Origin of the sequence: Thioalkalivibrio sp. AKL9 (genome assembly GCF_000377825.1) — a bacterium.
Taxonomy (GTDB): Bacteria; Pseudomonadota; Gammaproteobacteria; order Ectothiorhodospirales; family Ectothiorhodospiraceae; genus Thioalkalivibrio; species Thioalkalivibrio versutus.
Genome location: NZ_KB905116.1, coordinates 57,539 through 79,021, shown reverse-complemented (window position 1 = coordinate 79,021; position 21,483 = coordinate 57,539). Strand labels below are relative to the sequence as shown.

Annotated in this window: 16 protein-coding genes and 4 pseudogenes; 13 read left to right on the top strand and 7 right to left on the bottom strand. The window is 65.9% G+C overall.

The genetic code is table 11. The features are described from left to right. Positions 1 to 1,018: pseudogene (locus D573_RS13905) on the top strand (IS256 family transposase); the annotation flags it as partial. Between the two features lie 326 nt (positions 1,019 to 1,344). On the opposite strand, the gene D573_RS0112165 reads toward D573_RS13905, so the two are convergent. Next, on the bottom strand, positions 1,345 to 1,626 hold the full coding sequence (locus D573_RS0112165; protein ID WP_012982512.1) for a helix-turn-helix domain-containing protein: 282 nt from the start codon (positions 1,624 to 1,626) through the stop codon (positions 1,345 to 1,347). Further along, positions 1,623 to 1,922 (bottom strand): annotated as a pseudogene (locus D573_RS13900) (type II toxin-antitoxin system RelE/ParE family toxin). Before D573_RS13900 ends, D573_RS0112165 begins: the two are co-directional and overlap by 4 nt. Before the next feature lie 110 nt (positions 1,923 to 2,032). Here D573_RS13900 and D573_RS13895 point away from each other — a divergent pair. The 3 genes and pseudogenes from D573_RS13895 to D573_RS13890 form a co-directional block, all read left to right on the top strand. Further along, positions 2,033 to 2,944, top strand: a pseudogene (locus tag D573_RS13895) (DUF2254 domain-containing protein); the annotation flags it as partial. A 157-nt stretch (positions 2,945 to 3,101) separates the two neighbouring features. Next, the gene (locus tag D573_RS0112150; RefSeq protein ID WP_018938836.1) at positions 3,102 to 3,434 is read left to right on the top strand and encodes a DUF3634 family protein; all 333 of its coding nucleotides are present in this window, start codon (positions 3,102 to 3,104) and stop codon (positions 3,432 to 3,434) included. Between the two features lie 222 nt (positions 3,435 to 3,656). Continuing rightward, positions 3,657 to 4,535: pseudogene (locus D573_RS13890) on the top strand (NnrS family protein); the annotation flags it as partial. Positions 4,536 to 4,831: 296 nt separating this feature from the next. Here D573_RS13890 and katG read toward each other — a convergent pair. Continuing rightward, positions 4,832 to 7,024 carry a catalase/peroxidase HPI gene (gene katG / locus D573_RS0112140; RefSeq protein ID WP_026287983.1) on the bottom strand — a complete coding sequence of 731 codons (2,193 nt, stop codon included), beginning with the start codon at positions 7,022 to 7,024 and terminating at the stop codon, positions 4,832 to 4,834. A 235-nt stretch (positions 7,025 to 7,259) separates the two neighbouring features. Beyond that, on the bottom strand, positions 7,260 to 7,808 hold the full coding sequence (locus D573_RS0112135) for a glutathione peroxidase (protein WP_018938833.1): 549 nt from the start codon (positions 7,806 to 7,808) through the stop codon (positions 7,260 to 7,262). A gap of 199 nt (positions 7,809 to 8,007) precedes the next feature. On the opposite strand from D573_RS0112135, the gene D573_RS0112130 reads away from it, so the two are divergent. Continuing rightward, positions 8,008 to 8,211 carry a hypothetical protein gene (locus D573_RS0112130; protein WP_018938832.1) on the top strand — a complete coding sequence of 68 codons (204 nt, stop codon included), beginning with the start codon at positions 8,008 to 8,010 and terminating at the stop codon, positions 8,209 to 8,211. Positions 8,212 to 8,406: 195 nt separating this feature from the next. Here D573_RS0112130 and D573_RS0112125 read toward each other — a convergent pair whose 3' ends face one another. Continuing rightward, the gene (locus D573_RS0112125) at positions 8,407 to 8,775 is read right to left on the bottom strand and encodes a rhodanese-like domain-containing protein (protein WP_018938831.1); all 369 of its coding nucleotides are present in this window, start codon (positions 8,773 to 8,775) and stop codon (positions 8,407 to 8,409) included. A 136-nt stretch (positions 8,776 to 8,911) separates the two neighbouring features. On the opposite strand from D573_RS0112125, the gene D573_RS0112120 reads away from it, so the two are divergent. Then, positions 8,912 to 9,283 carry a rhodanese-like domain-containing protein gene (locus D573_RS0112120; RefSeq protein ID WP_018938830.1) on the top strand — a complete coding sequence of 124 codons (372 nt, stop codon included), beginning with the start codon at positions 8,912 to 8,914 and terminating at the stop codon, positions 9,281 to 9,283. A gap of 417 nt (positions 9,284 to 9,700) precedes the next feature. Here the strand turns inward: D573_RS0112120 and D573_RS0112115 are convergent, their stop codons facing one another. After that, on the bottom strand, positions 9,701 to 10,183 hold the full coding sequence (locus D573_RS0112115; protein WP_051076220.1) for a hypothetical protein: 483 nt from the start codon (positions 10,181 to 10,183) through the stop codon (positions 9,701 to 9,703). A gap of 461 nt (positions 10,184 to 10,644) precedes the next feature. Here D573_RS0112115 and D573_RS0112110 point away from each other — a divergent pair, with 461 nt between their 5' ends. The 7 genes from D573_RS0112110 to D573_RS0112080 all read left to right on the top strand — a co-directional run bounded on the left by D573_RS0112110 (position 10,645) and on the right by D573_RS0112080 (position 19,639). Beyond that, positions 10,645 to 11,466 (top strand): matrixin family metalloprotease, encoded by an 822-nt coding sequence (locus D573_RS0112110; RefSeq protein ID WP_018938828.1) that lies wholly within the window; start codon positions 10,645 to 10,647, stop codon positions 11,464 to 11,466. A gap of 523 nt (positions 11,467 to 11,989) precedes the next feature. Further along, positions 11,990 to 12,937, top strand: a complete 948-nt coding sequence (locus tag D573_RS0112105; protein ID WP_018168035.1) for a hypothetical protein — start codon at positions 11,990 to 11,992, stop codon at positions 12,935 to 12,937. A 475-nt stretch (positions 12,938 to 13,412) separates the two neighbouring features. Further along, positions 13,413 to 13,880 (top strand): HEAT repeat domain-containing protein, encoded by a 468-nt coding sequence (locus tag D573_RS0112100; protein ID WP_018938827.1) that lies wholly within the window; start codon positions 13,413 to 13,415, stop codon positions 13,878 to 13,880. Positions 13,881 to 14,163: 283 nt separating this feature from the next. Then, a complete protein-coding gene (locus D573_RS0112095) occupies positions 14,164 to 14,547 on the top strand; it encodes a DUF6394 family protein (RefSeq protein ID WP_018146378.1) in 384 nt (127 codons plus the stop codon). A 33-nt stretch (positions 14,548 to 14,580) separates the two neighbouring features. Further along, positions 14,581 to 16,299, top strand: coding sequence for a TrkA family potassium uptake protein (locus D573_RS0112090; RefSeq protein ID WP_018938826.1), 1,719 nt, complete (start codon positions 14,581 to 14,583; stop codon positions 16,297 to 16,299). Between the two features lie 389 nt (positions 16,300 to 16,688). Beyond that, positions 16,689 to 18,800 (top strand): molybdopterin-dependent oxidoreductase, encoded by a 2,112-nt coding sequence (locus tag D573_RS0112085; RefSeq protein ID WP_018938825.1) that lies wholly within the window; start codon positions 16,689 to 16,691, stop codon positions 18,798 to 18,800. After that, the gene (locus D573_RS0112080) at positions 18,800 to 19,639 is read left to right on the top strand and encodes a hypothetical protein (RefSeq protein ID WP_018938824.1); all 840 of its coding nucleotides are present in this window, start codon (positions 18,800 to 18,802) and stop codon (positions 19,637 to 19,639) included. Before D573_RS0112085 ends, D573_RS0112080 begins: the two co-directional genes overlap by 1 nt. A gap of 426 nt (positions 19,640 to 20,065) precedes the next feature. On the opposite strand, the gene D573_RS0112075 is transcribed toward D573_RS0112080, so the two are convergent. Continuing rightward, positions 20,066 to 20,977, bottom strand: coding sequence for a D-hexose-6-phosphate mutarotase (locus D573_RS0112075; protein ID WP_018938823.1), 912 nt, complete (start codon positions 20,975 to 20,977; stop codon positions 20,066 to 20,068). Between the last annotated feature and the right edge of the window lie 506 nt (positions 20,978 to 21,483).

Below are 21,483 nucleotides of genomic sequence, written 5' to 3'. Positions count from 1 at the left end.
CGGGATCGCGCGGGCGGGGGGAGGCACTTCACCTCCAGCCTGCTGCCGCCGTATCTGCGCCGGGCGCGTTCGGTCGAGGAGCTGCTGCCCTGGCTCTATCTCAAGGGCGTGTCCTCGGGCGATTTCCAGGAGGCGCTCACGGCGCTTCTGGGAGAAGAGGCCCAAGGGGTTGTCGGCCTCGACGCTGGGCCGGCTCAAGCAGCAGTGGCTCACCGAGCACGCCGACTGGCGCGAGCGCGATCTCAGCGCTTACCGCTACAGTTACTGGTGGGCCGATGGGATCCACTTCAACCTGCGCGGTGACGACGACGAGCGCGCCTGCGTGCTGGTCATCATCGGGGTCCTGCCGGATGGGACCAAGGAGTTCGTCGCCCTCGATGACGGGATGCGCGAGTCCGAGCAGAGCTGGTACGAGCTGCTGGTGCGCCTGCGGGACCATCAGGGCCTGGCGAACGGCCCGAAGCTCGCCATCGGCGATGGCGCGCTGGGCTTCTGGAAGGCACTGGCCCAGGTCTACCCGGGCACCCGCAGCCAGCGCTGCTGGGTCCACAAGACCGCCAACGTGCTCAACAAGCTCCCCAAGCGCAGCCAGCCCAAGGCCAAGTCGGCGTTACAGGCGATATGGATGGCCGAGACCCATGCCGATGCCGAGAAGGCCTTCGACGCCTTCCTGACCGCCTACGGCGACAAGTACCCGAAAGCTACCGAGACGCTGCGCAAGGACCGCGAGGCCCTGCTGGCGTTCTACGACTTCCCGGCCGCGCACTGGCAATCGATCCGGACGACCAACCCGATCGAATCGACGTTCGCCACCGTGCGCCTGCGCACTGCCAAGACCCGCGGTTGCGTGACCCGCAACACCATCCTGAGCCTGACGTTCAAGCTCGGCCAGAGCGCCCAGAAGCGCTGGCGGCGACTCCGGGGTTACGAGTGGCTCGACAAGCTCGAGCGCGGGGTTCAGTTCATCGATGGCGTCGAGCGAACCGGGCCATCCAACACCGACCGGAGCGCCGCCTGACTCTCAGTGCTCATACACCAGAATTGACAATAACTCACAATCAAGCGGTACGAACCCTCGGGCGTCACTTGATCCGAATGATCTGGACGATGCTCCGTCAAGGACGGGAGTACCACCGTCGCCCCACACGCGAAACGCCCAAGCCTTGAAAATCCGAGAGGGATGTTCAGACCTTGCCTTTTGCCCCCGCATCAGGGGAGAGGCAAAGGGCAAGGTGTGACCCCGTGATTCCACGAGAGCCACCTACCCCTCGGATCGCTGGACTACCCACCCATAACACGGCAGGCCGACGCTAGAACTTTTACGATCAGGAGATGCGGACACAGCTACGCGGCGTCGAGGACCCGCAACTCAACGTGCAACCCGGCGGCCGCTGCCATGTTCACCAGGGCATCGAGGCTAAACACGTCGATCTTTCCTCGCATCAGATCAGAGACTCGCGGCTGCGTGACTCCGAAGAGTTTCGCGGCCTCGCCCTGTTTCATTTCCGAGCGAACGAGATGGTCCTTGAGGGCCCTCATCAGAGCGGAACGCAGCTTCAGGTTCTCCGCTTCTTCCGGGGTGTTCTCAATCGCATCCCACACGCTGTCGAATCGGTGCTCGGTCATTGGCCTATCTCCTGCAGCAAATCGCGATAACGCTGAGCGGCCAAGTCCAGATCGCTCTTGCGGGTTTTTTGTGTCTTCTTCCAGAAGCAATGCAGCACGTAAACCGCATCCCCGAACTTGGCGACATAGAGGACCCGAAATGCTCCGGCCTCGTCTCGGATCCGGATTTCTCTGACACCCTTCCCCACGGACTGTATCGGCTTCCAGTCGTCGGGGTCTCTTCAATGCTGGAGTTGGTCGATCTGGTGCCCGGCCTCCCGCCTAGCCGACAAGGGGAAAGCACGGAGATCGTCCAGTGCCGTTGTCGCCTTTCCGTAAACCGACTCTTGCGCATCTCGGCCTCCTTTGGCTCTAGTGTGCCCGGAGACCTCCAGTTTTCAATGGACCGAATTTACGGGAAGGCGACATGGGGGTGCTGATCTACTTCATTCACCACGTGTCTGTTTCGATGCAGGCCAACGAAATCGTGGCGCGCGTGAGCGACGAGTTGATCGCCGGGGTGGACCGCCTGTTTCCGGAACACATCGGGCAGGGGACGCCACGGACGTCGGCAACACCACCCGAGTCGGCATTTCTGGACGTATTTGACCGGGAGGCTCGTCCCATTCGAGCGAGCGCGGACGGATACATTCAGTTCATCGACACGGACGCCTTGATCGAGTTGGCGATGCAAAAGGATGTGGTCATTCGACTGGAGCGAGTACCCGGCGACTATGTGGTCTCCGGTGGCCCCCTGATGCTGGTCTGGCCGGGAGAAAGGGCCGCCGACGTGCCTGCGGATCAGGTCAACAACACCTTCGCCCTGGGTAACCAGCGGACTTCGGGCCAGGACATCGAGTTCGCGGTTACCCAACTCGTGGAGGTCGCTCTGCGTGCCCTCTCCTCGGGAGTGAATGACCCGTTCACGGCAATTACGTGCGTAGACCACCTGGCGTCCGCGTTGAGTCGTTTGGCTACGCGAGACATGCCATCGCCCTATCGTTATGACAGTACGGATCAGCTGAGGGTGATTGCTCCAGGGTCTACTTTTGTGGACGTCACAGATGCGGCCTTCAACCAGATCCGACAAGTGTCCCGCTCGAACACCGCGGTTACTGTCCGCCTGCTGGAAACGATCGCCGAGGTCGCGAGATTCGTACAGCGGCCAGAGGATCGCGCTGCGCTGTTACGGCACGCTGAAATGATTGCCCGTGGGGCTAGTGAGGGACAGCCCGAAGTTGAGGACCGCCAGAAGGTAGAGGAACGCTTTGAATATGCGAAACAATTGTTGAGCGTGTCGCCAAGGACAGGGTCGGACCACGGTAACGAACTGAGTTAACGCGGCTTTGCGAATTTGAAGGGCTATTTCCAGGGCTTAAACGGGGCTTTTGGGCCCGTAAATGGGCTATTGCGTTGACGAGTCGTCGACGAGCGGAGGCGAAGAACCGCAGATGGGGTGCGCTACACTGGGGCGCACCCTTGTCCCGCAATCCATCATGCTGCTCACGTTCCTGATCCTGTTTGCCCTGCTGGGGCTTGGCGTTGCGCTGATGCTCTGGCATGCCCGGCTGGTGTTTTCGGTGGAGCTGCGCGATGGCGCTGCCCGCGTGCGGCGCGGCAAGCCGCCGTCCGGGTTCGTGAGGGGCTGCGAGGACGTCGCTCGACAATACGGGCTGAAGCAGGGCCGGATCCAGGCCGTGCGCACCGACCGGGGTGTCGAGTTGCGCTTCTCCCGCCACCTCCCACCGAAGACGCATCAGGCCTTTCGCAACGTCTGGACACCCCCGCCCGGCGGAGGGCGAGGCGGCGGCATGCGCGCGACGGGATAGCGAGGCGCGGGGTCAATCCCTGGCTTTTGGTCCCGTGGCAATCGAGCGGCATCCAGGCCATTCCGAACGATTGCCACGGCCTCTTCGAGGCCTCGCAATGACGAAGGGGCCAAGTTCGCAAAAAGCTTCGCACTGCATGCATTATATGAGCGGGTGCGAACGCGTCTTCTGGGTGGTTCGCGCCGAGATGGCGGGTACCCGCCCCGCGGGGCCAAGGGGGCGATGTTGAAGTTGAATATCGAAGAGCCGGGACCGTTTCGGTTTGCCCTGAGCCATCTGGGCTTTCGCCCGTTCTTCTTGCTGGCAGGGGTGTACGCCGTGCTGGTCGTGGGTCTGTGGACCTGGCTCTACCCATTCGACATGGCGGCGCTGCCCACGGCCGCCTTTGGCGGGCCCTTCGCCTGGCACGGCCATACCCTGATTTTCGGCTACGCCATGGCGGTGGTCGCCGGGTTCCTGCTCACGGCTATGCGCAACTGGACCGGGGTACAGACGACCCACGGGCCCGCGCTGCTGGTGTTGGCCGGGCTCTGGCTCGGCGGCCGGGTGGCGGCGTTGTTCGGGGACCCCGGCCTGGTGGCCATGGCGCTGTTCGATCTCGGCTTTACCCTGTGGCTGCTGGCCGCCCTGGCCCGCCCGGTATGGAAGACACGCCAATGGGCCCAGCTCGCCGTGATCGGCAAGATCGCGCTGCTGGGGGCGAGCAACGGCCTGTTCTACCTGGGCGCCTTCGATCTGCTCGATGGCGGCCAGCGCCTGGGACTCTACTCCGGGGTCTATCTGGTGCTGTCGCTGATCCTGATGATGGGGCGCCGGGTCATCCCGTTCTTTATCGAGCGCGGGCTGGATGGTGCCTTCACGCCGGTGAACCGGGACTGGCTGGACCGCCTCGCCCTGGTGCTGTTGCTCGCCTTCTGGCTGGTGGAGGTGTTCCTGCCATGGGCACCGGTCGCGGCGGGGCTGGCGGCTGGGCTGGCCGTGGCGCATGGCATGCGCTGGGCGGGCTGGCATACGCCGGCGCTGTGGCACAAGCCACTACTCTGGGTGCTGATGATGGCCTATGGCTGGATCGTGATCGGCTTTGCCCTGCGGGCCGTGGCCGGACCACGGCAACCGATTGGCTTGACGAGCTTGTCCGGGCTGGAAGGGCTCGTTGAAGGTGCTGGACGGCCCGACCTGGGCGTCGAAACAGGCGTTGGGTGAAGGCCGGACGAAGTTTACCACCCGGAGGCCGAGTGGGTGCGGGCTCGCAGGGGCCAGACAGGCCTGGAGGATCAGGCGCGGGCGGTTGCCCTCCGGCGGTCGCGGGAGCCGAACCCAAGACACAAAAAAACGCCCGGGATGGTCCCGGGCGTCCTGGTCTGCAGGCCGGGCAAACTGCCCGGTTCAGGCCGCGCTTACTGCTGGTACTGCTCCAGATCGAAGCGGTCGGCGTTCATCACCTTGGTCCAGGCCCTGACGAAGTCCTTCACGAACTTCTCCTCGTTGTCGTCCTGGGCGTACACCTCGGCGTAGCTGCGCAGGATGGAGTTGGAGCCGAACACCAGGTCGATGCGGCTGGCGGTCCACTTCACCTGGTCGCTCTTGCGGTCGCGGACCTCATAGATGCCGTTGTCCGCAGACTTCCAGGCGTTAGCCATGTCGGTCAGGTTGACGAAGAAGTCGTTGGTCAACTGGCCTTCACGGCTGGTGAACACGCCATGCTTGCTGCCGCCATGGTTGGTGCCGAGCACGCGCATGCCACCGATCAGCACGGTCATCTCCGGCGCGGTCAGGCCCATCAGCTGGGCGCGGTCGAGCAGCATCTCCTCCGGCTTGACCACGTAGTCCTTCTTCAGCCAGTTGCGGAAGCCATCCGCCAGCGGCTCCAGCGGCGCGAAGGAGTCGGCGTCGACCATCTCGGCGCTGGCATCGCCACGGCCCGGGATGAACGGCACCAGGACATCATGCCCGGCCGCCCGGGCCGCCTGCTCGATGCCCACGCTGCCACCCAGCACGATCAGGTCGGCCACGCTGGCGCCGGTCTCAGCGGAGAGCTGCTCGTAGACCTTGAGCACCCGGTCCAGGCGCTGCGGCTCGTTGCCCTCCCAGTCCTTCTGCGGGGCCAGGCGGATATGGGCGCCGTTGGCGCCACCGCGCATATCGGAGCCGCGGAAGGTGCGGGCGCTGTCCCAGGCCGTGCTGACCATCTCGGCGATGCCGAGGCCGCTCTCGGCGATCTTCTTCTTGGTCGCCTCGACGCAGTAGTCGGTGTTGCCGGCCGGCACCAGGTCCTGCCAGATCAGGTCTTCCTGCGGCGCTTCCGGACCGATGTAGCGGGTCTTCGGGCCCAGGTCACGGTGGGTCAGCTTGAACCAGGCGCGGGCGAAGCAGTCCTGGAAATACGCGGGATCGGCCATGAACTTCTCGCAGATGGCCCGGTACTTCGGATCCATCTTCATCGCCATGTCGGCGTCGGTCATGATCGGGTTGTGGCGGATGGAGGGATCGCTGGCATCCACCGGCTTGTCCTCCTCCTTCATCTCGATCGGCTCCCACTGCCAGGCGCCGGCGGGGCTCTTCTTCAGCTCCCACTCATGGCCGAACAGCAGGTCGAAGTACCCCATGTCGAACTTCGTCGGATGGGTGGTCCAGGCACCCTCGATGCCCGAGGAGACGGCGTTGGCGGCCTTGCCCTGCATGTTGGGATTCTTCCAGCCGAAGCCCTGTTCCTCGACGTCGGCCCCTTCGGGCTCCGGACCCAGCGCACCGGCATCGCCATTGCCGTGGCATTTGCCCACGGTGTGTCCGCCGGCGGTCAGCGCCGCGGTCTCTTCATCGTCCATGGCCATGCGGGCGAAGGTCTCGCGGACCTGCTCGCCGGTCTTGAGGGGATCGGGCTTGCCGTTGACCCCTTCCGGGTTCACATAGATCAGGCCCATCTGGACGGCCGCCAGGGGGTTCTCCATGGTGTCGGGCTTGTCGACGTCGCCGTAGCGCTCGTTGGAGGGTGCCAGCCATTCCTTCTCCGCACCCCAGTAGGTGTCCTTCTCGGGATGCCAGATATCCTCGCGCCCGAAGGAGAAGCCGAAGGTCTTCAGACCCATGTTCTCGTAGGCCACGGTACCGGCCAGGATCATCAGATCCGCCCAGCTGATCTTGTTGCCGTATTTCTTCTTGATCGGCCACAGGAGGCGGCGCGCCTTGTCCAGGCTGACGTTGTCCGGCCAGCTGTTGATCGGTGCGAAACGCTGGTTGCCGGTGCCGCCGCCACCGCGACCATCGGCAATACGGTAGGTGCCGGCCGCGTGCCAGGACATGCGGATCATCAGCCCGCCGTAATGACCCCAGTCGGCCGGCCACCACGCCTGGCTCTCGGTCATCAGCGCGTGCATATCCTTCTTCAGGGCGTCGAAGTCGAGCTTCTTGACCTCTTCCCGGTAGTCGAAGTCCTCGCCCATCGGGTTGGTCTTGCGGTCATGCTGATGGAGGATGTCCAGGTTCAGCGCCTCCGGCCACCAGTCCATGACCGAATGGCCCGCGGCGGTCTCGCCGCCATGCATGACCGGGCATTTGCCCATGTTCTGATGCTCACCCATATCGTTCTCCATTTTTCGCTGCGTTCAGCTGGTTCGTGTTTCGGAAGCCGTCATCCATGTGTAATCGATGGCTTTCCTCAGGGACCGCAAGCCGTTCCGACCCAGGGCCACCTTCGGCCAGGGTGGGCTTCACTGTCCACCTGCCCTTGAAGCTAGGCCCCACAAGCTATTAGTGCCAGTTGATATTCACCATGAGCGAGATAGTCTCCCGCTATTTTTTCCGTCGGCGGCGCCGCAGCACGATGGGCTACAAGATGCTCTCGATCGCGCGGCGCAGCTCGGCGGACCCGGGGCCGGCCTGGCTGGGAAAGTGCGCGACCACCCGCCCCTCCCGGTCCACCACGTACTTGTAGAAGTTCCAGCGCGGAGCGGCGGCCTGGCGCGCCAGTTCGCGGAAGATCGGATGGGCGTCCGCGCCACGCACGCCGATCGGCCTGAACATGTCGAAGGTCACGCCGAAGTTCTCGAAGCACACCCGGGCGGTTTCGGCCTCGTCGTCGGCCTCCTGATTGAAGTCGTGGGAGGGGAAGCCCACCACCTTCAGCCCCTGGTCCCGGTAGTCCTGATGCAACTGTTCCAGCCCACCGAACTGGTCGGTGTAACCACAATGGCTGGCGGTATTGATGATCAGCAGCGGATGGCCCTGGAAGCGTTCCTGCAGGCTGACAATCTCGGACGCGTGCAGCCGGCCCAGCTCGTGCTGGAACAAGGCCTCGGTATCGGGCTCCGTGGCGGTTGCGCAGGCCATCGGAAGCACCAGAAACAGGGAAGCGAACAAGGGCGCAAAACGGGACATCGCAAGTCTCCACAGGGGCTCGACCTTCAGACCAGCGGCGCACCTGCTGGTTCTGTGGAGGGCTGGTTCGTGACCGCCAGCCCGGGGCCACGATGGCGCCGAACATCCTCCATTTCGGTGCTCCCTTTTGGACATACCATGGCCTCACAGACATGACGGGCGTACCCTTGATCGCAGACATCAACGAAGTCTCTAGCCGATGATTGCCTACACCCGCCCGCTCCTGCTGCTTGCCATCATCCTGCCGCTGACCACGGGCTGCACGGCCGTGAAGGTCGCCGGTGCCACGGGAAGCGCCGCCGTCAGCGTCACCACCGGCGCCGCCAAGGCGACCGGCAAGACCGCCGGAGCGGTGGGACGTGCCGTCACTCCGGGCAGCAAGCAGGACAAGGACGACGACTGAGATACCGGCCGGCCGGGGACGGACGCAAGCCGCGAACTGCGTTTACTCGGCGCTCCTGACCGCAACGGCCGCTCCAAGGGCGCGCACGCTGGCCCCTGGGCCGCAAACGGGGCCCTTGCACTCCGAGAGCATGCGGCCAAGGGGAATGGCCGCCCCGTTTCTTGGCTTGCCGGGCCCGCGTGACGGTGGCAGGTCTTATCCACCGACGCCTTCACTTCCCCGCTCGCATGGCAGTCCTGCCCGCCACCAGGCGAGCATGCCGCCGCGAAGCTGGCGGGCCTCGTAGCCGCGGGCCCGCAGCTTGCGCACGGCGGGGATGCTGCGGTGTGCACTCAGGCAGATGGCCACCACGGGACGATCGGGATCGAGTTCCAGGTCCGCCAGGCGTCTCCTGGAAAACTGCGTGATCGGGAGGTGACGCGCGCCCGGGATACGACTCCGACGATGCTCGACACCGGTGCGCACATCCAGCACTTGCACCTCGGCATTCTCCATCGCCTGCGCCAGTTCCTCGGGGCTCATTTCCGGCACGCGGCCGAACGGCCACCACTGGCTCAAACCCATCGTGATCACCTCCTGTCCACGGGCAAGAACGCGGTCGAACTTTGTCTTGTGCCCCGTACCTAATTCGCGACGCGGCGAGGATGGGCTGTTCTCAGCACTGACCGCGCGAAAAACCATCGCCGAAAGGAAAATCATTATGGATCATCACGACGAAGAGTTTCTCCGTCGGGCGCAAGCCGCGCGCGCTCGCATCAAGGAGATCGAGCCGCAACAGGTAGACGCCAGCCTGGCATCCGGTGCGGTGGCCATCGATGTGCGCGAACCCGGGGAGTACCAGAAAGGCAGCCTGCCGAGCGCCCGCAATGTAGCGCTGGATTCCATCACGCGTCAGATCGAGGGAGTCGCACCAGACAAGGACGCGCCCATGGTCTGTTTCTGCAATGGTGGCAACCGCGGGGCATTGGCGGCGGCCCAGCTGGTGGATCTGGGCTATACCAATGTCCAGTCCATCGCCGGGGGACTCCGCGCCTACCAGAAGGCAAACGACACCTCCGAGAGCTCCGCCTGACGACCGGACGGCCTGGGGGTCCAGCTTCAGATTTTCCGACCTTGCCCGTTGCCCCGTCTTAAGGAAACACTGATTCTCCACGAGGGTCAGCCTGGTCCAAGGACCGTGCGGGCTCGGGTGTGTCCAGCACCCGGTGGCCGAAGGTGGCCCTGGAGCGCAACGGTACGCGCCCAGCGGCTCCACGCGCCTTCTTTTCCGTCATCCCGGAAACCGCGTAGCGGTTATCCGGGATCTCGGCGGCTGCTGGGGTTGTCCCGACGGGGGAGATCCCGGCTCTCCGCTTCGCTCCGGCCGGGATGACAGTGCAGGGGCAAGGGCCATTGTCGTCCCCGGATGATCCCCGTGACTGGCCGACTCTCGTGCTTAATCAGGAAAGGCGTAGACGGGGCAGATCTCGGTCTGCGCCCGCGCGAGGGCTCACAGTCGTTGGCAGGTGTACTGTTCGCCGGACGCGTGCTCGACCACGAGGCGCGTGGGCGATTCGGCGACGATCCGCGTGACCTCCGTATGCGGGAGTTCCGGTAGCCGCGTAGTGATCTGCCGGATCAGGTGGCGCTGGAGTTCGACACCTGATGGGGAGCCGGGCGACAGGTCCAGGGCTTCCACGGTGAGCGTGAGCTGCTGCTCCTCGCGCTGCCACTGCCCCTCGCTGGTCGCGATCAGCGTGAGCGGCCACAGGCCGAACTGGGCCACGGCGTCGCCCTCGCTCTTGTACCGCCCGTCCGGATGCAGACGGGAGCGCGTATCAAGCTGCAGATTCAGTTGGCTCGAGCCAATGGCGGCCAGGTGCATTACGGCAGGACAGGCCCAGTCACCGTCCAGCTCCGTGGTGTCCGCCCAGGCTGCGCCGGCGAAAACCAGGGAGATGCAAAGGCCCAGCACGGGCCACGATCGATTCATCAAACGCGTCTCTCCAATCCAGTCTGGCTTTCCGGCACGGGCAGTAGGCGCGGGCAAAGGGCAAGGTTTGACCCCGTAGGGCTTCGGTTATGCGCCTGCTCCCCTCCAGCGCCCCGAATTCGTGGGGCTGCAACCGATTGCCACGGCCTCTTCGAAGCCCGCAATGACGGCACTGCGGGGTTATTGGTTCGGCTTTGGATACGCGCCCCACCCTCGCCTGCGCGGGTCCACGCCGCAGATTGAGCCGAGTACGGTGCGCTGACCGCAGGACGCCCCGTTCGGACTCTTGGGGGTGACCGAGTGCTTCGTCGGTTCGATGTCACACATAAGCGTTAGTCGTCCGTTATGTTACGCTGCGCGGGAGCCTCGCGCGCCCTGAAGGCGCTCTTGACGGGGCCCGACCAGGAGAGACTGCGGTGCGATCAGTCACGCATGCACACCTTCCCGCGCTGGCCTTGGTAATGGCCGGCTTTCTGCCCTTGGCACTCCCGCTGCCGGCCCTTGCCGACGACGGTGGGTATCGGCTGCTCAAGCTGGATGGCTACAAGGTGAAGTGGGGAGACCAGCAGTTAGGGCTGGGGGCCAGCATCAGCTATGCCTTTGCCGGGGAGGCGCTACGGTTCGATGATGCGCACAACTGCCGCGATCTCGCACCGATTGACGAGCTTCTGGGCGAAGCCCTCTCCATGGAGACGCTGGATCGCGAGGCCGCGGCGGCGTTTCGGGTTTGGGAGCGCGCGGCCGGTCTGTCATTCCACAAGGTAAGCGATACCCGGGAGGCGGATATCATCCTGGGTGCCCAGGGGCAGCCGCGTGGACGGGCATTCGCCAACGTAGCCTACACACCCGATGCGGACGATTTCTCCAACGTTTCCTACTCGCCCGATGCGGAAGTGGATGTGCGCACCATCGAACAGTCGCTGGTGTGTCTGAATCCTGCTCACGAGTGGAAGGTCGGATTCGACGGCAACAAGGATGTGTACGACATCCGCTATACGCTGACTCACGAGATCGGTCACGCCATCGGCCTGGACCATCCCGGGCCATCCGGGCAGGTGATGGGATTCAGGTACACCGAGGACTTCGCCGACCTGCAGCCCGGCGATCTGCGCGGAGTCCAGCGGCTCTACGGGCGCCCCGCCGATACCCTCGACACCCAACTGGCCGAGATGCCGACCGAGGACGGGGAAAGCGCATTCACCAGCGACCTCTTCCTTGACCCGAACGGCCGCATCGTGCCCGTGACCGGTGTCGATAGCGGCCTTGGCATCGGCGAGAAATAGCCCCGAGTCAATTCCGGGGCAGGTCTTGCCCATGCCCCTGCTCCACCACCACGAGCGGCCCCCACCCGTGGCACGTCAACCGATTGCCGCGGCCCCTGCGGGGCCCCGCAATGACGGGGTTTCGGAAATTCGGGGCAGGTCTTGCTCCCTGGTCCCCGCTCCACCGTAATTCGCCCACCCCCTTGGTACTTCAACCGATTGCCGCGGCCTCTGCGAGGCCTCGCAATGACGCGGTTTGTTCAGGCGGTCCGCCCTCTGACCGATGGCGTGCTGTGGATACCGCAATCGCCCGGAGGCCGGGGCGCCTACAGCGGGTTGCCTGGCAGCGCCGGGGATCGACCGGTCTTACCGCTGCGGGCATGGCCCCGCACCTCGCGACCCGCGCCGTGAAAACCTGAAAACGGCGCGGAAACTCGAGCAGATGGAAAGGAGCCGGGACGCCAAGGTGTGGCAACGCACAGAACCCCGGAGCGACTGCACCGCAGCATGCAGTCTCATCCACTTGTCACGAAGGAAAGTCGCCATGGCATCTGTCGAGCCCACTCTGGCGGGGCGTTCCGCCACATCGGGAATGCATGACCCATTCACCACGGACATCGGTAACGAGGCACGCCGCTCCGGCGTTTCCTGGGGCGCGGTGATCGCAGGCGCCGTGGTCGCTACGGCGCTGTCGCTCAGTTTTCTGCTCCTGGGCACGGGCCTGGGATTCTCGGCGGTCTCGCCGTGGGCCGGAGAGGGCGTGTCGGCCGAGGGCATCGGGTTCGCAAGCATCGTCTGGCTGATACTCGTGCACATCATCGCCGGCGCCATGGGCGGCTACCTGGCCGGCCGACTGCGCACCCAGTGGACCGATCTGCATACCGACGAAGTATTCTTCCGGGATACCGCACACGGCTTCCTCGTCTGGGCGCTTAGCGTGGTCGTCACGGCGGCTTTGCTCGTTTCCGCCTCCACTGCAATCATCGGCAGCACCGCCCAGGCCGGTGCTTCGGCTGTCGGGGCGGCGGCTACGACTGGCGGCGCTGCCATGATGGCAGGCGCTAATGGGCAGACCGAAGGCGACGCCACCGGCCCGCTCGACTATTTCGCGGATATCTTGTTTCGCCCAGAGCGTGCCAGGGCGGCTCCCGACGCCGGCGCAACCGACTCCGACAGAACCGCCATGCGCACCGAGGCGGTACGTATTCTCGCCCGCGGGTGGGACGATATGTCGGATGGCGACAGGGCGTATCTGGCGCAACTGATCGCGCAGAACACCGGCGTCAGCCAGTCCCAGGCGGAGAACCGAATCCGCGAAGTCCAGGCGCAGATGGAGGAACTGGAAATGCAGGCGCGACAGGTGGCCGATGAGGCCCGAAGCGCGATGGCGAAACTTTCTCTGTGGACGTTCCTGGGACTGCTGATCGGGGCGTTCAGCGCCAGCTTCGCCGCCACGATCGGCGGTCGGCAGCGCGACAGCGTCCACTATTGAACCGTACAGATTGCTGCCAATCAGCGAGGTAGATCAAGATGAAATTCATACTGCTTTGGTTTCTGGGCATCCCGATTCCCGTCCTCATCCTGCTAGCCATCCTGCTTTAACGGCTGCGCGAGGCCCCCTGCTACAGGGGGCCTCGCCTTTTGCGAACCCCCGAAGCGATGATCACTCTTCGAGGGATCCCCTTGGCGCAGCGCGCCCCAGGCCTGCACCGGTCTTGCACCTGAAGACCACCCGCGGCCCGCGGGACAAGACGTCGCATACGTGGCCGGTTACCGTAGAGTGACCGTACCGATGGGCCAAGGCGGGGCCGGCTCCCGGCAAGGGACTCATTACCGGAGACGGGACCCCGAAAATTGAGTGCGGATAAACCCGCGACAATACGTGGATCGGAAGGCATTTGAAAGACAACCCCCTGCCGTTTTACCCCTCTTCTGCCTGGTGGCTGACCGCATGGCTGGCCGGCGGAATGTTGCTTGCTGGCTGTGTCGGCGGGCCGCCATCGGCGGAGCCACCCGTCGCCACGGGGGCCGCGCCGCAGGAGCAGCCCGCCGCCGCGGCAGACGGACCCGCGGAGGGCTTCGCCAGCCTCCGGGACGAGATCCACTACTACCTCGAACGCCTGTCGGATCGCGCGTTCACCGAGACCTACGGGGGCGAGGAGCATCCGCGTACCTGGTACACCGCGGCCGAGGCGCTCGGCCGGATCGGTGCGCCGGCGGTCCCGCATCTCGTGCCCTACCTCGATTCCGATGACCCGTGGGAACTGAAACTGGCGCTGTATGCCCTGATGCTGGCTTCGCAGGATCCGACGGTGACCTCGCAAACCGGGGGCGAGTACATCCGCCTGGGAACCGTCCTCGACGAACGCGAGAACGCGGGCAACCGCGCTATCGCCCGCGACTGGTGGAAACGCTGGGGCCACCTCTGGGATTAGCGGCCCCGGGATCGGCAGAGCAAGATATTTGGGGTCCCGTCTTGCCTTTTGCCCTGCCCGATCACGAGCGGTCCGCAACCGTGGCGCTTCGGCCGATTGCCGCGGCCTCTGCGAGGCCTCGCAATGACGTTGCCCTGGCGTTTCGGCACGTGGGGAGATCCGCGCCCTGCCCTCGCCATCCGGGGCTTGTTGGGCCATGCTCCATGCTGCGGGCAGATGAAGACGGGGCCCGTGTCGCGGCGCCGGGCAGGAGCCGTTACCTCGAACGACAAGGAGCATGCGCATGAACCTGGAGAAGGTGATCTTCGGCTTTTTCATCATCCTGGCGTTCACGCTGAACTTCGGGTTCTTTCTCGGCGAGATCGATGATCCGGCGCACCACAATGTGTACGAGCTGTTCGCAGCCATCGTGGTAAACGTCATCGCGACAGCCCTGAAGCTGGGGGACCGGACGCAGACCGGGGCGTTGCTGCTGGCCAGTTCGCTGGTCGCGGTGCTGCAGTTGATCGCGGCCGCGGCGGTATGGGCCTATGCGAGCCACGTGCATGCCGGGGGCATGGATGCGATGTTCATGGCCAGCATCGTCTCCCTGGCGGGCGGAGCCATGGTGGCCAACCTGATCTCCGTGCTGCTGCTGATCGCGGATACGGTGGCGCTGCGCCGCTGACGGCGGCCACGAGCGCTACAGACACCACAAGCCGTGGGGCCCACGATCAACAAGGTGCTGTTCCTGTTCCTGCGGCGCATGCGGGCACCCCTGCTTGCGCTGACGGCGGCCTACGCGATCTCCGTTCTCGGCCTGGTGCTGATACCCGGCGTGGACGATCAGGGGGAGCCCTGGCGCATGGATTTCTTCCATGCGTTCTACTTCGTGACCTACATGGCCACCACCATCGGCTTCGGCGAGATCCCCCACGCCTTCACCGAGGCGCAGAGGATGTGGACGGTGGTTGCCGTTTACCTGTCGGTGGTGGCCTGGCTGTATGCGATCGGCAAGATCCTCGCACTGATCCAGGACCCGGCCTTCCGCCTGGCCGTCAGCCAGCATGCGTTCGACCGCACGATCCGCAAGCTGCAGCGACCGTTCCATATCGTGTGCGGTTATGGCGACACCGGGGCCCTGGTGGTGCGCTCCCTGCTCGGGCGCAATGGCTTTGCCGTGGTGATCGACCAGAACCCGGATCGCATCAACGAGCTGGTCCTGGAGGATTACCCGCTGCAGATCCCCGGTCTGTGCGCGGATGCCAGCATCGCCAATCGCCTGCTCGATGCCGGGCTCCTCAACCCGCACTGCCAGGGTGTGGTGGCGCTGACCAGCGACGATGCGGTGAACCTGCGGATTGCCATTGCCGCCAAACTCCTTAACCCGGAACGCCCCGTGATCTGCCGTGCCGAGAGCCACGACACAGAGAAGAACATGGCCTCGTTCGGGACTGACCAGGTCATCAACCCGTTCGACATCTTCGGCCAGCGCCTGGCCCTCGCGCTGCACTCCCCCGCGCATCACCTGTTGCACGAGTGGCTTGGGAGCATCCCCGGGAGCCCGCTGCCGATGCCGATCGACCCGCCCTGCGGTCGCTGGATCCTGTGCGGCTTCGGGCGCTTCGGCAAGGCCGTGCATGCCGGGCTGATCCAGGAGGGCGTGGAGGTAACCCTGGTGGAAACGGACCCCGAGGGCGCGGACTGTCCGCCCGACTGCATCAAGGGCCGCGGCACCGAGGCGGACACCCTGCACGAGGCCGGCATCGAGAGCGCCTCCGGGATCGTGGCCGGAACCGGCCGCGACGACTACAACCTGTCCATCGTGATGACCGCGCGCGAGCTGAACCCGGAGCTGTTCATGGTCGGACGCCAGAACCGCGAGTGCGATTCGCTCCTGTTCGCGGCGGCCGACCTGCCGCTGGTGATGCGCCACGACCGAGTGATTGCCGAGGCGATCCTGGCCCATCTGACCTCGCCGCTCCTGCCGCGCTTCCTGGAACTGAGTCGCAACCAGACAACCGACTGGGCGAACGAGCAAGTCAGCTCCATCACGGCCGTGGTCGGCGACCGTGTGCCGGCCATCTGGACCGAGCAACTGGACGAGGGGACAGCCCCGGCCCTCCTTGCCCATCTGGAGCAGGAGCCGGTGACCCTGGGCCAGTTGCTGCGCGCCGACCATCCCGTGCGCCAGCGACACGCCTGCATTGTGCTGCTACTACGGCGCGAAACCGGCGGCGAGGATATCCTCGCGCCCGACGACAACACGCCCCTGCAACCCGGCGACCACCTGCTGTTCTGCGGCCGCTTCGCGAGCGCCCTCACCATCTCGCACACCCTGCGCGACCCCCACGCCCTGCGCTACCTGCTGACCGGCGAAGATACCCCGGAAGGCTGGATCTGCCGTGCCCTCCGCGCGGCCCGCAGACAACCGGCCTGAGACGCGCAAGGCAGACCCGCCAGCACGCAAGTCCGTAAACGCGCATCGACAGAGGCAAACGGTTGGGGACCGATACCGTTCCGCCCCCACACCCGGTCATCCCGGACACCGCAAAGCGAAAGCGGTGAGCCAGGACCTCCCCGCCGGGGCTCTTCAACCCGGAGATCCCGGCTCTGCGCTGCGCTCTGGCCCGGATGACGGGATGTGTTTTGTCACGAGTGACCGTGCCAGGTATTGCCTTACCCCCAACCAAGCTAATCGGCGCCCAGGCCACGAGTGGAAAAGAGGTGGCCCCGCGGTTCCAGGCGTTGTTCGTGGCGGACCGAAGGCTCCCGGCATAATGCCCGCGCAGCAACCAGGACCGACCGCTGAACAAGGTAGACCGTCCGATGGCGACCGTGAAAAGTACCTGTTACGAGTGCGATGCCAACTGTGCCATCGACGTCACCCTGGACGCCGTCGGCGAGCCGGTCGCCATTGACGGCCCCGACTGCCCGCGCTGCTACGTCCAGCTCGACCGGCGCAACCATCCGGAGCGCCTGCTGTACCCGCTGCGGCGAACGGGCCCGCGCGGCAGCGGCCAGTTCGAGCGCATCTCCTGGGACGAGGCACTGGACACCATCGCCGAGCGCCTGCGCACCACCCGCGAGGAACACGGGGCCCCGGCGGCGGCCTTCTTCGCCGGCTATACCAAGGAGGCCCGGCCGCAGCTCCAGCGCCTGGCACATGCCTTCGGCTCGCCCAACTACCTGACCGAGAGTGGCTGCTGCTTCTCCTCTACCAAGGTGGCGGAGGAGGTGACCTTCGGCACCAAGATCAAGACCTCCTCCACCGTCGCCTCGGATGCCACCCGCTGCCTGCTGGTGTGGTCCACCAACCCGCGCGGTTCCATCCCGCCGTTCCACCAGCACCCCCTGGCTGAGGCCCGCCCGGGCTGCGCGACCGTGGTGGTCGACCCGCGGGTGACCCCGCTGGCGGAGCAGGCCGAGGTGCACCTGCAGATCCGCCCGGGTACCGATGGCGCGCTGGCGCTGGGCATGCATTACCTGATCTTCGAAAACGGCTGGCAGGACCAGGCCTTCCTCGACGAATGGGGCAGCGGCGTGCAGGCCTTCCGCGACTACGTGGGCGAATTCTCGCCGGAGCGTGTCGCACAGATCTGCGGCATCGACGCGGCCGATCTGCGCCGCGCCGCCGAGCTCTATGCCGCCAACGCGCCGGCGCAGATCATGCTCTCGCCCACCGCCACCGTGCAGCATTCCAACGGCTTCCAGAACCACCGCGCGGTGATCCTGCTGGCCGCGGTGACCGGCAACATCGACCGCGAGGGCGGCAACCGCTTCTTCAACGACAAGGTCACGCCCAGGCCCATCGACCTGTTCGACCACTGCAAGCAGAACCTCCCGCCGCGCATCGGCGACGAGACCTTTCCGGTGTGGACGGCCCACTGGCCGGCGGCACAAAGCATGCTGCTGCCGGATGCCATCCTCGAGGGGCAGCCACAGCCGGTCCGCGCCCTGCTGGCGATGGGCATCAACACCTCGATGTGGCCGAACTCCAGACGCATGGAGCAGGCGCTGGGCGCCCTGGATTTCTTCGCCGCGTCGGACTTCTTCCACAACCCGGCCACGCGCATGGCGGACATCGTGCTGCCGGCCGCCACCAGCCTGGAACGCGCGGCGCTGATCGCCTACCCCGGCTGCAACTTCCGCGGCGAACTGCGCTACCGCCACGCCGCCGTTGCCCCGCGCGGCGAGGCGCGCCCGGATGGCGAGGTATTCCTGGAGCTGGGTGTGCGCCTGGGCATGGGAGAGCAGTTCTGGAACGGCGACCTGGAGGCCAGCTGGGCCGAGGCCGCCGAGGGCATCCCCGAGACCATCCGCGAGCAGGTCTACAATGACCCGGACGGGGTCACCGTGTTCGCCAGGGCACTGGACGACATGCTTGCGCACGGCTTCGAGGAAGGCGACCGCCAGTACCGGATCGACGGGTTCCGCACGGTCAGCGGCAAGGTGGAGTTCGACGCCGCGGAACTGCGCGCGGCCGGGCACGACGGCCTGCCGGTCTACCGTGAACCGGCGGAGAGCCCGGTCTCCACGCCGGAGCTGGCCCACGACTATCCGCTGGTACTGACCAGCGGCGCCCGCCACAAGCACGCCACCCACTCGCAGCACCAGCACCTGGAGCGCATGCGCCGGGCGATGCCGGAGCCGCTGGTGGAGCTGCACCCGATGGATGCCGCCGCGCGCGGGATCGCCGACGGCGACACGGTAGAGGTGCGTTCGCCACGCGGGCGCGTGGCATTCGTGGCCAAGGTCACGGACCGCATCAAGCCCGGCGTGGCGCACTGCCAGCACGGCTGGAACCACGCCAACGTGAACGAACTGACCGACGACCGCGCGCTGGACCCGATCAGCGGGTTTCCCGCGTTCAAGTCGCTACTGTGCGAGGTGGAGCGCCTGGCGGCGGGCCACGCAAAACGCCAAGCGGAGGCCGGGTAGTGCCGTTTGTCGGTGTCCTCCCCGAACGCGAGCATCTCTTCCGGCCGGAGCCGTGCCGGGAGGTGGCCGTGTCCGACGCCGCCGCCTGGCGGCTCAATCCGGACCACCGGCATGTCTATGACAAACTGCATCTGGCCCTGGATGCCGGACTGACCGCCGCGCCCTGCGGCGTGGCACCCACGGACCTCGGCATCGCGGCGGACGCCGAGGTGTTCGTCAAGCCGATCACCAACCTGGCCGGCATGGGGCTGAACGCACGCACCCTGCCGGCCGGCGACGTGCCGGCAGAGCCCGGCAGCTTCTGGTGCCAGCGCCTGCAAGGTACCCACACCAGCACCGACTGCCTGGTGGAGAACGGCGCGGCCCGCTGGTTTGCCCACACCCGCGGTTCGGAGGCGAAGGACGCCGCCCGTCCGATCTACTGGGAGATCGGTGCCCCCGCGCCCGAGATCGAGCCCTGGATCACCGACTGGGTACGCCGCAACCTGGCCGGCTACAGCGGCCTCTGCAACATCGAACTGATCGGCGGCCGGCCGATCGAGGCCCACCTGCGCGGCTCCAACGGCTTCTTCGACTTCTACGGCCCGGAGTTCATTCCAGCCTGGGTCGCGCTGGCCGACGGCGAGGCGTTCACCCCGCCCCCGCCCATACCCGGTGGCTTCGTGATCTCGGTGTTCGGCGAGGCCGAACTGCGGGATGACGACTTCCGGGCCGCCGAGGCGGCCGGCGTGAACCTGCAGACCGATCCCTCCACCCCGGGCCGCGCCGCCATCCTGCGCTGCCGTGACCGCGAGGCCGGCTTCGCTATCTACCGACGACTCACCGGGCACACGCTGTAGCCAAGGCGCACCGCTTCCGGAGCTGGCGCAGTCAGCGCGGATACCAGGATCAGGCGTGACAGGTCGAGACAGGGCAAAGGGTTGGGACCATCCCCATTCCACCCCCCACCTCCGTCATCCCGGACACCGCAAAGCGGTGAGCCGGGATGACGGAGCGTGGTTTGTCACGGGTGCCGGGGCCAAGCCTGAGTCCTCTCTCCACCCTGGCCGATCGGCATCTGGGCCAGTCCGGCCGATTGCCGCGGCCTCTATGAGGCCTTGTAATGGCGGGGAATGGGGCCCGCGAACGGCCGGGGTCAGCGGGATACCGGCGCAGGGTCACTGCACCTGACTGGCCCGCATGCCCCGTTGCGCAGGAAGCGCGAGTGCCTCGTCCCCGTCATTGCGAGGAGCGCAGCGACGTGGCAATCCAGCCAGCCGGCTGGCTCAGCGTACGGAGAGCCGCATGGTCATGGCGTGGGTTGCGCCCGCGGCAAGCGGGTAGGCATCGTCCAGGGCGTTGGCGACTTCGACGCAGACCGTCTTGCGGTACTGGTCGTCGGGCATGTCGGCGAACGACTGGACACCTTCCGGGCCGGGGTTCCAGAGCACGCTGCTGGCGCTGTTCTCGCGTTCGATGACGATCTCGCGCGCGTTGCCCCGATCCTCGATCACGAGCGTGCCCGGGTGGCCGACGAACACCTGCTCCATCGGGGTCGTCATGGCGACGTCGCCGGACTGCGTCCCGCGTTCGCCGTCCGCCAGCTTGTCGATCCGCGTGGTCCCGTCCAGCCCGCGCACCACCAGGCCCTCGGCCTCGCCCACGCCGAAGTAGGTGTGGAAGGCCTCCGACACACGCCAGTCGCGCTTGCTGCGATTCTCGCCCTCCAGCGTCATCTCCAGGGTCTCGCCCAGGGTGACGTGCAGGCGCAGCGAGAACTCCAGCGGCCAGGCCTTGCGGATATCGTCGCCGGGGGTCAGCACGAACACGACGTGCGTGGCCTCGCCGACCGATTCCACGGACTCGACATCCCAAAACGCATAACGGGCGATCCCGTGACCTTTCTTGTGTTCGTCGCTCGGGTCGGGCCCCAGCGCGGCCGGATCGTACGGGCCAAACCATGGCCAGCAAACGGGAACCCCGCCGCGCACCGGTTTCTTGCCGTCGTACAACGCGGTATCGCTCACCCACAGCACATCGGCGCCACCCTTCGGGCGATAGCTCAGGAGTGTCGCGCCAAAGGTCGTGATCGTCGCGCTGCCGTGCGCGTTCTCGATATCGACCATCACCAGCGCATCCTGCTGGCGAAACCGCACTTCGGGATGCGGAAACTGTTCCGTGAGCGCTGCAACCGTCATCTGATCTCTCCTGTCCGACAAGGGCCGAAGCGTAGCAGACCCCGTGGTGCGTCGAGTGCCTGCACGGGCGCCGGGATCAAGGGCGCCGGATCAGGTCGGGCCTTCTGCCCCGGCATTGCGACCGACCGGCGGCCCAGCACGCTCCAACCGATTGCCACGGCCTCTGCGAGGCCTCGCAATGACGGGTTCGGGTTCGGATGCGGGTGTCAGGCGAGTTGCGGCAGACACCTTGATACAGGAACTGCGTCAGGGGGCAGTCGAGCAGGGAAGCGTCGCGGGGGTTAAGGAAACACTGATCAATGTACACGCTCGCGCTCGAGTCGCTTTTGCGTGCGAACAAGGCGCGGTGACTGCCGTGCAGTCATTCCGCACAAGGGAGCCGCAACGCCGTGCGCATGCAAAAGCGGCCGAGCCGCTGCTTTCAATGATTTGTGGGGTTGGTACCCCAGGTTCCCCGATCCTGCGTTGCGCCGCTTGCGGGTAGAACCACTACCCGCTACACGACG